Source organism: Streptomyces albiaxialis (assembly GCF_039530985.1).
Lineage (GTDB): Bacteria > Actinomycetota > Actinomycetes > Streptomycetales > Streptomycetaceae > Streptomyces > Streptomyces albiaxialis.
In genome coordinates this window covers 81,707-94,766 of the sequence record NZ_BAAAPE010000022.1, presented here as the reverse complement: position 1 = coordinate 94,766, position 13,060 = coordinate 81,707, and the positions used below count along the sequence as shown (strand labels likewise).

Genomic DNA, 13,060 nt, shown 5'->3' with positions numbered 1-13,060 from the left:
AACGCTCTCAACGGAGGTCTTCGGCGCGGCGCGAGGGGTGGGGAGAGGGGCGCCGGGCCGCCGCCGCGGAGGGGTCCGCGGCGGCGCCGGAGGACTACCGCGAGGTCACGACCCCGACGGGTGCGTCCAGGGCCTGAGCTTCTCCGGGTTCCGCATGGCCCAGAGGCGGTGGACGCGGCCGTCCGCGACATCGAACGCGATCACCGCCATGATGACGCCGTCCAGCTCGATCACCAGCCCGGCCTGGCCGTTGACCGTCCGCTCCACGAGGGTGAGCCCCGGCACCTTCCCGGCGATGTCGAGACAGCCCCGCGCGACCTGCTCGCCGCCCACGATGGGTTCGAGCACGGCGGTGACGAGCCCGCCGCTGTCGGCGACGGCCGTGGCCGCGGGGTCGAGGAGGCCGACGAGGGCCTCGATGTCCCGCTCCTCCCACGCCTTCTTGAACTCCCGTACGACCTCCGCGTGGCCCGGCGCCGTCGCCGTCCTGCTCTCCCCCTCCGCCCCGTCCGGCGCCGCCGTGTCCCGCGAGGACCGGACGCGGCGGCGGGCGGACGAGGCGAGCTGGCGGCACGCCGCCGGCGTACGGCCGACGATCCCGGCCACCTCGGTGAAGGAGAAGCGGAACACGTCGTGCAGCACGAACGCGACGCGCTCGGCCGGAGTCATCGAATCGAGGACGACGAGGAAGGCCATGCCCACCGACTCATCGAGCGTGACCCGGTCCGCCGGGTCGGCGGAGCCCTCGCCCGTGGGACCGGTGAGCCACTCCGTGCTCCCGGGCAGCGGCTCGGGCAGCCAGGCGCCCACATACCGTTCGCGCCGGGCGCGGGCCGAGCGGAGCTGGTCGAGGCAGATACGGCTCGCGACCCTCGTCAGCCAGGCGCCGGGGGAGTCGATGGCCGCCCGCTGCCGCGCGGACATCGCGTACCAGCGGGCGTACGTCTCCTGCACCACGTCCTCGGCGTCGGCCAGGGAGCCCAGCAGCCGGTAGGCGACGTTGGTGAGCTGCCGCCGCTCGCTCATGATCGCGCCCAGTCCGGGCTCGTGCGGGGTGGTCGTCATGTCGTGCAGCTCCTCGGTCGCGTGGTCCCTCATACAGACGACGAAACAGCCCGCCGCGTTGTGAGGTCCGGCACCCGGCCTGACGTTCGGGCATCCCGCCCCGTCGGGAGAGCACGACGACTCCGACGGAACGAGGAGAAAGCCATGAGCGAGCGGACGAGCGAGCGGACGGACGCGCGGACGGGCGAGCGGAAGGACCCGGAGAACGGGTTCCGGGACACCCTGGACCGTTTCGAGATCACCGTACTGACCGGCGAGTTCACGGACGCGGTCATGATGAAGGACTTCGACCGCCTCGCGGCGCTGTTCACCGAGGACGGCCAGGTGCGGATCCCGGCCGGCGGCATCGAGATGAAGGGCAGGGACGCGATCCGCGCCGGGGTCGAACGGCTCCAGGGCAACTGGGAGTTCTTCACCCAGACCACGCACCCCGGCACGGTCCGGCTGGAGGGCGACACCGCCACGGGGCGCGCGTACCTCGTGGAACTGGGCCGCTTCCGTGAAGGCGGCGCGCACCAGAACATCGCGATCTACCACGACCGCTACCGGCGCACCCCGGACGGCTGGCGGTTCACCAGCCGCGTCTACGAGCTGCGGTACGTCGACACCACCCCGCTGGCGGGCGGCCCGCCGCCGCGCGACGCCCACTGACCGGGGACCGCTGACGCACCCGGTGACCGTGCCGTCGTGGCGGCGGCGCCGGCGGTCGCCGGGTCGGCGCGCGCGGCCCGGGTTGGGGAAAGGTTCGCCCTGAGCCCTACCCGTCGTCACTTTCCTTCGCTACCGTCCCCGCCGTAACGCATCAATGGCATGCACACGAACCTTTGAGAGGCGGCGCGGTGAGCGAGGGCAGGGCGGACGAGGGCGAGGCCAACGAGGGAATGTCGCGGCGGCGCGTACTGGGGACGCTGGCCGCCGGGGCTGCCGGAGCCGCCGGAGCCGCGGCCGCGGGCTCGCTGCTGCCGCCCTCCCTCCAGTCGGCCATCGCCGCGCAGGCGGGCCAGGCCGGCCGTCCGGGCAAGGGCGGACTCGGCGAGATCCGGCACGTGGTGATCCTCATGCAGGAGAACCGGTCCTTCGACCACTACTTCGGCACCCTGCGCGGCGTCCGCGGCTACGCCGACCGCAACGCCGTCCGGCTGCCCACCGGCAAGAGCGTCTTCGAGCAGCCGGGAGCCCTCGGCGCGGGCACCGTCCTCCCCTTCTCCGTCCGCGAGGCCGCGGCGGCGCAGAAGCAGGAGGCGCAGTACATCAGCGACCTCGACCACGGCTGGGAGGGCGGTTCCTCCGCCTGGCACAAGGGCTGGATGGACAACTGGGTCACCGCCAAGACCGCCTCGACGATGGCGCACTACGACCGGAAGGACATCCCGCTCCAGTACGAGCTGGCCGACACCTTCACGATCTGCGACGCCTACCACTCCTCCATCCACAGCTCCACCAGCCCCAACCGCAACCATCTCGTCAGCGGCTGGACCGGCTTCGAGCCGGGCACGGAGAAGCGGGCCGTCGGCAACGACGCGTACGAGGAGGACACCCACCCCGGCTACTCCTGGAAGACCTACGCCGAGCGGCTGGAGGAGGCCGGGCACTCCTGGAAGGTCTACCAGGAGTGGGACAACTTCACGGACAACAACCTGGAGTTCTTCGCCTCCTTCAAGGCCGTGGGGAAGAAGGCGCTCGCGAAGGTCGACGGCGCCGAGAACATGACCGCCTTCTACAAGAAGATGGCCGAGGCCCCCGACGAGGACTGGCGCAAGCTGCTGCTCGCCAAGCTGGACGAGGGCCTGGCCGCGCTCAGCGAGAGCGAGCGGCGCCTCTTCGACCGTGCCCTCTTCCGGGGGAAGCCGGGCTCGACGGCCGAGGCGTTCGCGCGGGATGTCGACGCGGGCGAGCTGCCCGAGGTCAGCTATCTCGTCCCGTCCGCGCTGGAGTGCGAACACCCGGGCGCGTCCTCGCCCATCCAGAGCGCCGCGTTCGTCTACAAGGTGCTGGACGCCCTCGGCCGTAACCCGGAGACCTGGCGGCACACGGCCCTCTTCCTCACCTTCGACGAGAACGACGGCTACTTCGACCACGTCCCGCCGCCCGTGCCCCCGCAGGGCACCGCGTCCGAGGAGTGGCAGGGCAGCCCGACCGGGCTCGGGATGCGGGTGCCGATGACCGTCATCTCGCCCTGGACCGTGGGCGGCTACGTCTGCTCGCAGGTCTTCGACCACACCTCGGTCATCCAGTTCCTGGAGAAGTGGACCGGGGTGCGCGAGCCCAACATCACCGCCTGGCGGCGCGCGGTCACCGGCGACCTCACCGCCGCGTTCGACTTCTCCCGGGCCAGGGCCCAGCCCCGTACGGAGAAGCCCGGCGAGATCCCGCCCTTCAAGGAGCGGTGGAAGCCTCAGCCGCCGAAGGAGCAGCGCATGCCCGAGCAGGAGCACGGCACCCGCCCGGCCCGCGCCCTCCCGTACCAGCCCGACGCGTACGGCGCCTACGACGGCAAGGACGCCTTCCGTCTCACCCTGCGCAACGGCGGCAGGGAGAGCGCGCACTTCGCGCTCCTCCCGTACGCGGGCGAGTACGCCACGCCCCGCCACCACGACGTCGGCGCCGGGGACGAGGCCGAGGTGACCGTGCCGGTCGAGGACGGGGCCTACGACCTCGTGCTGACCGGGCCCAACGGCTTCCGCCGCGAGTTCGCCGGGAAGTCCGGCGGAGCCGCCGCGGCCGTCGAGGTGACCAGCCGCGTCGGCGCCCGCCGCCGCGAGCTGCACCTGACCGTGGCCAACCACGGCGACCGGACGCTGACCTTCCGGCTGGAGCCCCTCGCGTACACGGACGCCGCGCCCCGCGCGATCCGGGTCGCCGCGGGCGGCACCCGGACGGTGACGCACCGCACGGCCGGGGCACAAGGCTGGTACGACCTCGCCCTCACGACGGACACGGACGACTCCTTCAGGCGTCGCCTGATGGGGCACATCGAGAACGGAGAGGAGTCCGTGACCGGCTGAGACGCGAGGGGCACAGCGGGGGCGAGTTCCCGGCGAACCGGTACGGAGTTCCGCTCGGCGACACCTTGTGGCTATTGCCACAAAGGTCTCAAAGGATCTCCCGACGATGGCACTCTGCACGGAAACCGGAATCCCCGTCCCCGCGCACGGCCCCGCCCGCACTCCCGGGTGTGCTCGGCGCAGCACTACCCGGGAAGCAGGCGACCGCCCGTGACCGCTCTCGCTCGATGGTGTCTGAGGCACCGCGCCGTCGTCCTGGTGCTCTGGTTCGTGGCCCTCGCCGGCACAGCGGCGGCGGCAGCCGTCACCGGCAGCGCGTACTCGAACGACTACGAGGCGCCCGGCACCGAGTCCGGACACGCGGCCGAGCGGCTGGAGAGCGCCTTCCCGGACCGCAGCGGCGACAGCGACACCCTCGTGTGGCACACCGACAAGGGCACCGTGCGCGCCGCCGCCGTCGAGAGCCGCATGACGGACGCGCTGCGCGAGGTCGAGAGCCTGCCCGGCGTCGCCTCCGTACGCGGCCCCTACGGGACCGAGGGCGAGGCCCAGATCAGCGAGGACGGCCGTACGGCCTACGCCTCGGTCGCCTTCGACGCGCCCGCCGACGAGCTGAGCGTGGACGAGGTCCGGCACGTCGTGGACGCCGCACACGCCGCCGAGGGCGACGTCGAAGGGCTCCAGGTCGAGGCCGGGGGAGCGGGCGTCGCGCTCACCGAGGCGCCGAAGGCGCAGCTCGCCGAGGTCATCGGGCTCGCGGTCGCGGCCGTCGTGCTCTTCCTGGCCTTCGGCTCGCTCGCGGCCACCGCGCTGCCGCTGATCACCGCCGTCGTCGCCGTCGGCACCGCCGCCTCCGGCATAGGGCTGCTGAGCCAGGCCATGACCGTCGCCGACTTCGCCCCCATGCTCGGCATGCTCATCGGCCTCGGCGTCGGCATCGACTACGCGCTCTTCATCGTCACCCGGCACCGCAAGGGCCTCAGAGCCGGGCTCCCGGTCGGGGAGGCGGCCGAGCGCGCCATCGCCCACTCGGGCCGCGCCGTGGTCTTCGCCGGGGCCACCGTCTGCATCGCGCTGCTGGGCATGCTCATCCTCCGGCTCAGCTTCCTCAACGGCGTCGCGCTCGCCGCCTCGCTCACCGTCGTCCTCACCGTCGCGGCCTCCGTCACCCTGCTCCCCGCGCTGCTCGGCGTCATCGGCACCCGCGCCCTGGGACGCCGCGAGCGGCGGCGACTCCGGGAGGAGGGGCCGCGCCCGGAGCGGCCCACGGGCTTCGCCGTGCGCTGGTCGGCGTTCGTCGAGCGGCACCCCAAGCTCCTCGGCGTCTGCGCCATCGCGCTGATGACGGTCCTCGCGCTGCCCACCCTGGGCCTCCACCTGGGCACCTCCGACCAGGGCAACAACCCCTCGGCCAGCACCACCCGGCAGGCGTACGACCTGCTCGCGGACGGTTTCGGGCCGGGCACGAACGGGCCGCTCACCCTCGTCGGCGAGCTGGACGGCGCGGGCGACCGGCTCGCCTTCGACGAGCTCCCAAAGACGCTGCGGGAGACCCCCGGCGTCGCCCACGTCAGCGGGCCCGAGTTCAACGGCAGCGGCGACACCGGCGTGATCACCGTCGTCCCCGACAGCTCCCCGCAGTCCCAGGACACCTCCGCCCTCGTCGACCGGCTGCGCGGCGAGGTCCTGCCCGACACCGAGCACGGCACCACGCTCGACGTCCACGTCGGCGGCATGACCGCCAGTTACGACGACTTCGCGGACGTCATCATCGGCAAGCTGCCGCTCTTCGTCGGCGTCGTCATCGGGCTGGGCTGCCTGCTGCTGCTCCTCGCCTTCCGCAGCGTCGGCATCCCGCTCAAGGCCGCCGCGATGAACGTCGCCGCCGTGGCCGCCGCCTTCGGCGTCGTCGTCGCCGTCTTCCAGTGGGGCTGGGGCAGCGAGCTGCTCGGCCTGGGCAGCGCGGGCCCGATCGAGCCGTTCCTCCCCGTGATCATGGTCTCGGTGCTCTTCGGGCTCTCGATGGACTACCAGGTGTTCCTGGTCAGCCGCATGTACGAGGAATGGCGGCTGACCGGCGACAACCGCAGATCCGTCCGCGTGGGCCTCTCGGAGACCAGCCGCGTGATCAACTCGGCGGCCGTCATCATGATCGCCGTCTTCGGCGCCTTCGTGCTCAGCGGCGACCGGATCATCGCCATGTTCGGCATCGCGCTCGCCGCCGCCGTCGCGCTCGACGCGTTCGTGCTGCGCACGCTGCTCGTCCCCGCGCTGATGCACATGCTGGGCGGCGCCAACTGGTGGCTCCCCGGCTGGCTGGAGCGCCGGCTGCCGCGGCTGAGCATCGAGCCGCCGGAGGAGCCGGTGAGGGAGCCGGTGAGCGGTCCCGAGGAGTCCTCGGTGACCATCGCCGGGCCGCGCACGCCGTCTCTCATCGGACTCTCAGAATCGGCCCCTACGGTGACGCCCCATGGCTACCGAGAGCGACACGAAGACTAAGACCGAGACCGACCTGGACAAGGAGCCGGAGGACACCGCCCCGGTCTCCGAGGAGCCGGAGACCACCGGGACCGAGGCGGACGAGGAGACCCCGGCCGCCGAGACCGGCGAGACGGGCGAGACCGGCGAGCAGAGCGAAACCGGCGAGCAGAGCGAGCCCGCCGAGAAGAGCGCGTCCGGCTGGGGCTTCGGCGCCGGAGCCGTCGTCAGCGCCGGGCTGGGCCTCGCCTCCGTGATGGGCACGCCGCTCAGCGAGATGTTCCGCGAGCGCAAGCAGCTCATCGGCCAGATCGAGAGCAGCTCCCAGCAGGGCGGCGGGGGCGACGCCGTCAACGCCGTCTACGGCGCCCCCTGGCACGCCACCGCGATGATCAACGGGATCTTCGCGGTGCTCGCCGTGGTCGTCGGCGGCGTCCTGCTCGCCGCCCTCGCCAACAGGACCGGCGGTCGCACCTGGGTCAAGGCCGTCTGCGCCGGAGGCCTCGTCCTGGGCGTCATCGGCCTGCTCGTCGCGGGCGGCATGTACTTCGACCTCTTCGCGTCGCAGCCCGACGCGCCGGCCCCCCAGCCCCAGATGCCCGCGCAGTAGGACGCGGAGCGGACCGTAAGGCGGCACCGGCCTCTTCGTAAGGCTTCCCGAGGCCCAGGACGAGGCAGTTGCCCGATGTGGGACCCCCTCCTCAGCGAGGAGCGTGAGCGGTGGAAAGACGCTCGCACTCCACGCCACGGAGGGGACCCGCATGCTGTACGACGACGAGATCCACCGCATCCGCCTGACCACCCTGCGCCGGGAGGCGGAGGAGGACCGGCTCGCCCGGCTCGCCGCCCGGGCCCGGAGGGCGAAGGGCCGCCGCCGGCGCCCGCTCGCCCGGAAGCGGCGCTGGACCGGGTGAGATGCTGGAGGACGTGCCCCAGCAGACCGCCGTCAGCCCCGTCTTCGTCGGCCGCGCCGCCGAACTCGCCACGCTCACCGAGGCGCTGGACCTCGCATGCCGCGGCGAGGGGCCGCAGCGGCTGATGATCGGCGGCGAGGCGGGCGTCGGCAAGACCCGGCTGCTGCGGGAGTTCCTGGACCGGGCGCGCGCGACCGGCGCGGTCACCGCCGTCGGCGGCTGCCTCGAACTGGGCGCCGACGGCCTCCCGTTCGCCCCCGTCACCACCGCGCTGCGCGGCCTCCACCGCGAGCTGGGCGGCGCGGAGCTGACCGCAGCGAGCGCCGGGCGCGCGGCCGAACTCGCCCGGCTCCTCCCCGACCTCGCGCCGCCCCCACGGGGAGACGCGGCGGCCGGCTCGGCGTACGAGGAGGAGGACGGCGGCCGGGCCCGGCTCTTCGAGCTGACGGCCCAGTTCCTCGAACGCCTCGCCGCCCCGCGCACCGTGGTCCTCGCGCTGGAGGACCTCCAGTGGGCCGACCGCTCCACCCGCGAGCTGTTCGGCTACCTCTGCCGCTCCCTGCGCCCCTCCCGGCTCGTCCTCCTCGCCACCTACCGCACCGACGACATCCACCGCCGCCACCCCCTGCGCCCCTTCCTCGCCGAGCAGGACCGGCTGCGCACCGTGCGGCGCGTCGAGGTGCCCCGGCTCACGCGCGCCGAGACCCGCGCCCAGATCGCGGGCATCCAGGGCGTCACCGAACCCGAGAACGGGCTGGTGGACAGGGTCTTCCGGCGCTCGGAGGGCATCCCGTTCTTCGTCGAGGAGCTGACCGAGTCGAGCGCCGGAGCGGACGGGGAAGGCGGGGAGGCGCGCGGGGAAGCGGCCGGGGGCATCAGCGCCTCCCTCCGCGACCTGCTGCTCGTCCGCGTCGAGGCGCTGCCCGAGCCCGCGCAGGAGGTGGTGCGCCTCGCGGCGGGCGGCGGCTCGGCCGTCGAGCACGCCCTGCTCGGTGCCGTCGCGGGCCTCCCCGAGGAGGCGCTGCTCGACGCGCTGCGCGCCGCCGTCGGCGGGCACGTCCTCCAGCCCACCGGCAGCGGCCGGGGCTACTGCTTCCGGCACGCCCTGCTGCGCGAGGCCGTCTCCGACGACCTGCTCCCCGGCGAGGCCGCCCGGATCAGCCGCCGCTACGCGACGGAGCTGGAGGCCGACCCCGCGCTCGTACCGGAGGAGGAGCGCGCGACGCGCCTCGCGCACTACTGGTACCGGGGCGGCGACGCGGCCAAGGCGCTGCCCGCCGTGCTCGCCGCGTCCGTCGAGGCGCGCGGCAGGCACGCGTACGCCGAGGAGCACCAGCTCCTGGAGCGCGCCGTCGAGCTGTGGGACCGCGTGCCCGACGCGACGCGCGACGCGCTGCCGCCGATCACCCACCCCCGCACCTACCCCGCGCCGCTCGCCCCGGAGGGTCCCGAGGGCGGCCCGCCGCACCTCGTGGACGTGCTCGCCGAGGCCGTCGTCGCGGCCCGTACGGGCGGCGAGGCCGAGCGCGCCCTCGCCCTGGCCAGGCGCGCCCTCGCGCTGCTGGACGAGCGGCAGGACCCGCTGCGCTGCGCCTGGTTCTGGGGCAAGCGCGCCCTGCTGACCGAGGACCTGGGCAGGGGCGACGGCTGGCGGGAGAGCGTACGGGCGCAGGAGCTGGTGCGCGGCCTGCCGCCGTCCGCCGTCCACGCCGAGGTGCTCGCCAACGCCGCCGCCTGGGGCGTGCGCCACCGCCCGGGCCGCAGCGCGCTCGCCCTGGCCGTACGCGCGGCCGAGCTGGCCCGCGTCGTCGGCGCGACCGCGATCGGGCTCCAGGCCCGCATCAGCCTCGGCACGCTGCTGGCCGGATCCGGGGACGTCGAGGGCGGGCTCTCCGAGATCACCGGGGCCAGGGACGAGGCCGCGCGGGCGGGCGTCTCGGGCGTACGGACGCTCGCGGCAGTCAACATCGCCGTCGAGCTGGAGACGGCGGGCCGCTCCGCCGAGTCCGCCGCTGAGGCCGCGCACGCCGCCCGCCTCGCCGCCGAGCGCGGCCGCCCCAACTACCTCGCCGCCTCCCACGCGGCCCGCGCCGAGGCCCTGCACTCCCTGGGCCGCTGGGAGGAGGCGGCCCACAGCGCGGAGCAGGCCCGCACCGCCGCGCGCTCCGCCGACGTCCTCGCCTACGCCGCGCTCGTACGGGCCTGGCTCGCCCGGACCACGGGCGACACGGCGGCGCTGGCGGACGCCGTGGAGACCGTCGGCGCCGTGGTGGACGCCGGACAGACCCGGGCTTCGGTGCGCGAACCGCACAAGACCGTCCGGCTGCGGCTCGCCGCCATGGCCCTCGCCGCCGGGAACGGGGACCTCGACGGCGCCCGGGCCGAGCTGGAGCGCGCGCTGGACGACGGCTTCCCGCCCGGCACGCACCGCTTCGCCTGGCCGCTGCTGCACGCGGCGGCGGCGCACGAGTCCCGGGCCCGCGGCCTGCCCGCCGCCGAGCCCGGCCGCCCCGGGGTCCTGGAGCGCGTGCGCCACGCGGCCCGCCACCTGCCGCGCCTCGCGCCCGTGTGGGAGGCGTACGCACTGCTCGTCGACGCGGAGCTGACACGGGCCGAGGGGCGGGCCGACCCGGCGAGATGGGCGGAGGCCACGGCGGCGTTCGCACCGCTGGAGCGGCCGTACGAACTGGCGCTCGCCCGGCAGGGTCAGGCCGAGGCCCTGGTGACGGACGCCGGGGGAGGGCGGCCGGAGAGCGCGGAGCTGCTCGCCCTCGCGCACACGACAGCCGTACGGCTCGGGGCCGGGCCGCTGCGCGCGGAGGCCGAGCAGCTCGCGCTCCGCGCGCGGATCACGCTGGAGGAAGCAGGGGGAGGGGAAGAGGGAAAGGGAGAGAAGCCGCAGGGCGGAGAGGCCCCGGCGGACGCCTTCAGGCTCACCCGGCGCGAGCGGGACGTGCTCGCGCTGGTCTCCGAGGGGCGCAGCAACCGGCAGATCGCCGAGCGGCTCCACATCTCCCCGAAGACGGCGAGCGTCCACGTCTCCCGCATCCTCGCCAAGCTCGGCGTCGCGGGCCGGGGCGAGGCGGCGGCGATGGCCTTCCGGCTGCGCCTGCTCGGCCCGGACGGTGAGGTCAGTCCTCCCGGGGCGCGGACGGGCGGATGAGCACCTTCCCGGAGGAGAGGTCTATGGGCCCCGCGGCCGGGTCCGCGTTCCCCGCTTCCACCCGGGTGTGCTCCAGCCGCTGCCGCTCGTCGTCCGCGTGCCGCTGACTCGGCGCGAACAGCTCCTGCGCGAGGTTGAACACCTGACCGCCTCCTAGCTAGGTCACCTTCAGCCGGAGGAGACGGTCGTCCCCCTTCTCCGGCGTCCCGCGCGAGTCCGTCTCGCTCGTCACCAGCCACAGTCCGCCGGCGCCGTCAGGGACAACGCTGCGCAGCCGCCCGTACTTCCCCTCCAGGAACGCCTGGGGCTCCGCGGAAGGTTCCGTGCCCTTCAGGGGAATCCGCCACAGCCGCTCCCCGCGCAGGCCCGCCATCCACACCGAGCCCTTGGCGACGGCCAGGCCGCTGGGCGAGGAATCGGCGGGCTTCCACTGTTCGACCGGGTCGGTGAACCCCTTCTCCCCGGCCTTGCCCTCGGCGTCGGGCCAGCCGTAGTTCTTGCCGGGCCCGATCAGGTTCAGCTCGTCCCAGGTGTCCTGGCCGAACTCCGAGGCCCACAGCCGGTTCTCCTCGTCCCAGTCCAGGCCCTGGACATTGCGGTGGCCGTAGGAGTAGACGACGGTGTCCCGCTCGGGGTTGCCCTGGCCCGGTGGCTCGCCGTCGGGCGTCATCCGGAGGATCTTGCCGCCGAGGGAGTCCTTGTCCTGCGAGAGGCCGCCCTCGCCGGACTCGCCCGTGCCCGCGTAGAGCATCTTGTCGGGGCCGAACGCGATCCGGCCCCCGTTGTGGATCGTGCCCTTCGGGATGCCCTTGAGCAGCACGTCGGGGGCGCCGAGCTGACTGCCCTTGTCCTTCTTCGCGTCGTAGAGCATCCGCACGATGCGGTTGTCGGACTCGGTGGTGAAGTACGCGTACACCATCTTGTCGTTGTCGGCGGGCACCGCGAGCCCCAGCAGACCGCCCTCGCCGCCCGGCGAGACGCCCGGCACGGTGCCCAGCTCGGTCTTCTTCCCGCTGTCCGCGTCGACGCGGAAGATCTTCCCGGTGTCGCGCGAGGCGACCAGCAGGTCGCCGCCGGAGAGCCGCGCCAGCCCCCACGGCGACTTGAGCCCGGTGGCGACCGTCTTGACGACCTTCACCGAGCCCTTCGCGGGCGGCGCGGTCGCGGTGCTGTCGCCGTCGCCGGAGGAGGAGCCGGACGGCTTCGAGGTCCCGGGGCGCGGCGCGTCACCCCCGCCGTCACCGTCCGAGGAACACCCGCTGACCAGCAGCGCCGTGGCGATGACGGCCACGCCCCCGAGCCGGGCCGGTGTCCTGGTGCTACGTCCCACGATGAGGCCCCTTCTCCGCGTACGCCACGTGACTGGCCCCCAATTGTGCCCTCTGGGGAGCGCACCGAAGGGGCGCGGGGAACCGCGCGGGCGACCGGGGCGGGCCTACTCCCAGGAACCCCGCGCCCGCGGCAGGGCGGCGATCTCCGTCAGATCCTCGGCGGTGAGGACGAGATCGGCGGCGGCCCCGTTCTCGTGCACCCAGTGGACCTTCTTCGTGCCGGGCACGGGAACGACGTGCGGCCCCTGGGCCAGCAGCCACGCCAGCGCGACCTGCGCCGGGGTCGCGTTCCCGTGCCGCCGCGCGACCCTGCGCAGACCGGCCACGATCGGCTGGTTCGCGGCCATCATCTCCGCGGTGAAGCGCGGGTGCCGCGCCCGTACGTCGTCGCGCTCGAAGCCGCCGCCCGTCGTCAGCGTGCCCGTCAGATAGCCGTTGCCCAGCGGCATCGCGGCGAGGAAGCCCACGCCCCGCGCCTCGCACCACGGCAGCAGGATCTCCAGCGCCTCCCGCGACCAGACCGACAGCTCGGCCTGCACCCCGCTCACGGGAAACACCTGCTGCACCCGTTCGAGCTGCCGTATCGTCGCCTCGTGCATCCCGGAGCCCGCGCGCCGGTCGGCGCGGGCGCCGACCGCGGAGCAGCCCAGTGCCCGCACCTTGCCCGCCGACACCAGTTCGGCCATCGCGCCCCAGGTCTCCTCGACCGGGACCTCGGGGTCGGCGCGGTGGAGCTGGTAGAGGTCGATCACGTCGGTCTGGAGGCGCCGCAGCGAGGCGTCGCAGGCCCGTTTCACGTAGGAGGGACGGCCGTTGGCGACGATGTGCTGCTCGCCCACGAGCAGCCCGCACTTCGTGGAGACGAACGCGTCCCGGCGCCGCTCCTTCAGCACCCTGCCGATCAGCAGCTCGTTGGTGAACGGGCCGTACATGTCGGCCGTGTCGAGCAGCGTCATGCCCGAGTCGAGGGCGGCGTGCACCGCCCGTACGGACTCCTCCCCCCGCTGTTCGGAGGTGGAGTACGCCCAGCTCATCGGCATGCACCCGAGCCCGACCGCGCCCACCCCGAGGGCTGTCGCACCGATTGTCCTGCGCTCCACCTGG

At 74.0% G+C, this 13,060-nt stretch carries 10 protein-coding genes; 6 read left to right on the top strand and 4 right to left on the bottom strand.

What is annotated here, in order from left to right; genetic code table 11:
* Positions 1-105: 105 nt before the first annotated feature.
* Positions 106-1,098: an RNA polymerase sigma factor SigJ gene (gene sigJ / locus ABD343_RS35355; protein ID WP_344534240.1), complete on the bottom strand. Its 993-nt coding sequence runs from the start codon at positions 1,096-1,098 to the stop codon at positions 106-108.
* Between the two features lie 111 nt (positions 1,099-1,209).
* Here sigJ and ABD343_RS35350 point away from each other — a divergent pair, with 111 nt between their 5' ends.
* The 6 genes from ABD343_RS35350 to ABD343_RS35325 all read left to right on the top strand — a co-directional run bounded on the left by ABD343_RS35350 (position 1,210) and on the right by ABD343_RS35325 (position 10,625).
* Positions 1,210-1,716, top strand: coding sequence for a nuclear transport factor 2 family protein (locus ABD343_RS35350; protein ID WP_344534239.1), 507 nt, complete (start codon positions 1,210-1,212; stop codon positions 1,714-1,716).
* Between the two features lie 230 nt (positions 1,717-1,946).
* Positions 1,947-4,070 carry a phosphocholine-specific phospholipase C gene (locus ABD343_RS35345; protein ID WP_344534489.1) on the top strand — a complete coding sequence of 708 codons (2,124 nt, stop codon included), beginning with the start codon at positions 1,947-1,949 and terminating at the stop codon, positions 4,068-4,070.
* A 210-nt stretch (positions 4,071-4,280) separates the two neighbouring features.
* Positions 4,281-6,569, top strand: coding sequence for an MMPL family transporter (locus ABD343_RS35340; RefSeq protein WP_344534238.1), 2,289 nt, complete (start codon positions 4,281-4,283; stop codon positions 6,567-6,569).
* Positions 6,541-7,158: a hypothetical protein gene (locus ABD343_RS35335; RefSeq protein WP_344534237.1), complete on the top strand. Its 618-nt coding sequence runs from the start codon at positions 6,541-6,543 to the stop codon at positions 7,156-7,158. Before ABD343_RS35340 ends, ABD343_RS35335 begins: the two co-directional genes overlap by 29 nt.
* A gap of 103 nt (positions 7,159-7,261) precedes the next feature.
* Entirely contained in the window at positions 7,262-7,462 is a 201-nt protein-coding gene (locus ABD343_RS35330; RefSeq protein ID WP_344534236.1) for a hypothetical protein, read from the top strand.
* A 1-nt stretch (position 7,463) separates the two neighbouring features.
* The gene (locus tag ABD343_RS35325) at positions 7,464-10,625 is read left to right on the top strand and encodes a helix-turn-helix transcriptional regulator (protein ID WP_344534235.1); all 3,162 of its coding nucleotides are present in this window, start codon (positions 7,464-7,466) and stop codon (positions 10,623-10,625) included.
* Here the strand turns inward: ABD343_RS35325 and ABD343_RS35320 are convergent.
* The 3 genes from ABD343_RS35320 to ABD343_RS35310 all read right to left on the bottom strand — a co-directional run bounded on the left by ABD343_RS35320 (position 10,594) and on the right by ABD343_RS35310 (position 13,056).
* Positions 10,594-10,767, bottom strand: coding sequence for a DUF6191 domain-containing protein (locus tag ABD343_RS35320; protein ID WP_344534234.1), 174 nt, complete (start codon positions 10,765-10,767; stop codon positions 10,594-10,596). The genes ABD343_RS35325 and ABD343_RS35320 overlap by 32 nt on opposite strands.
* 15 nt (positions 10,768-10,782) lie before the next feature.
* Positions 10,783-11,955: a PQQ-dependent sugar dehydrogenase gene (locus tag ABD343_RS35315; protein WP_344534233.1), complete on the bottom strand. Its 1,173-nt coding sequence runs from the start codon at positions 11,953-11,955 to the stop codon at positions 10,783-10,785.
* Positions 11,956-12,060: 105 nt separating this feature from the next.
* Positions 12,061-13,056 carry an aldo/keto reductase gene (locus ABD343_RS35310; protein WP_344534232.1) on the bottom strand — a complete coding sequence of 332 codons (996 nt, stop codon included), beginning with the start codon at positions 13,054-13,056 and terminating at the stop codon, positions 12,061-12,063.
* Positions 13,057-13,060: the final 4 nt, after the last annotated feature.

Excerpts from the sequence above, each read along its gene's own strand:
- sigJ (WP_344534240.1), bottom strand. The coding sequence starts at position 1,098 with ATGAGGGACCACGCGACCGAGGAGCTGCACGACATGACGACCACCCCG.
- ABD343_RS35350 (WP_344534239.1), top strand. The coding sequence starts at position 1,210 with ATGAGCGAGCGGACGAGCGAGCGGACGGACGCGCGGACGGGCGAGCGG.
- ABD343_RS35345 (WP_344534489.1), top strand. The coding sequence starts at position 1,947 with ATGTCGCGGCGGCGCGTACTGGGGACGCTGGCCGCCGGGGCTGCCGGA.
- ABD343_RS35335 (WP_344534237.1), top strand. The coding sequence starts at position 6,541 with ATGGCTACCGAGAGCGACACGAAGACTAAGACCGAGACCGACCTGGAC.
- ABD343_RS35325 (WP_344534235.1), top strand. The coding sequence starts at position 7,464 with ATGCTGGAGGACGTGCCCCAGCAGACCGCCGTCAGCCCCGTCTTCGTC.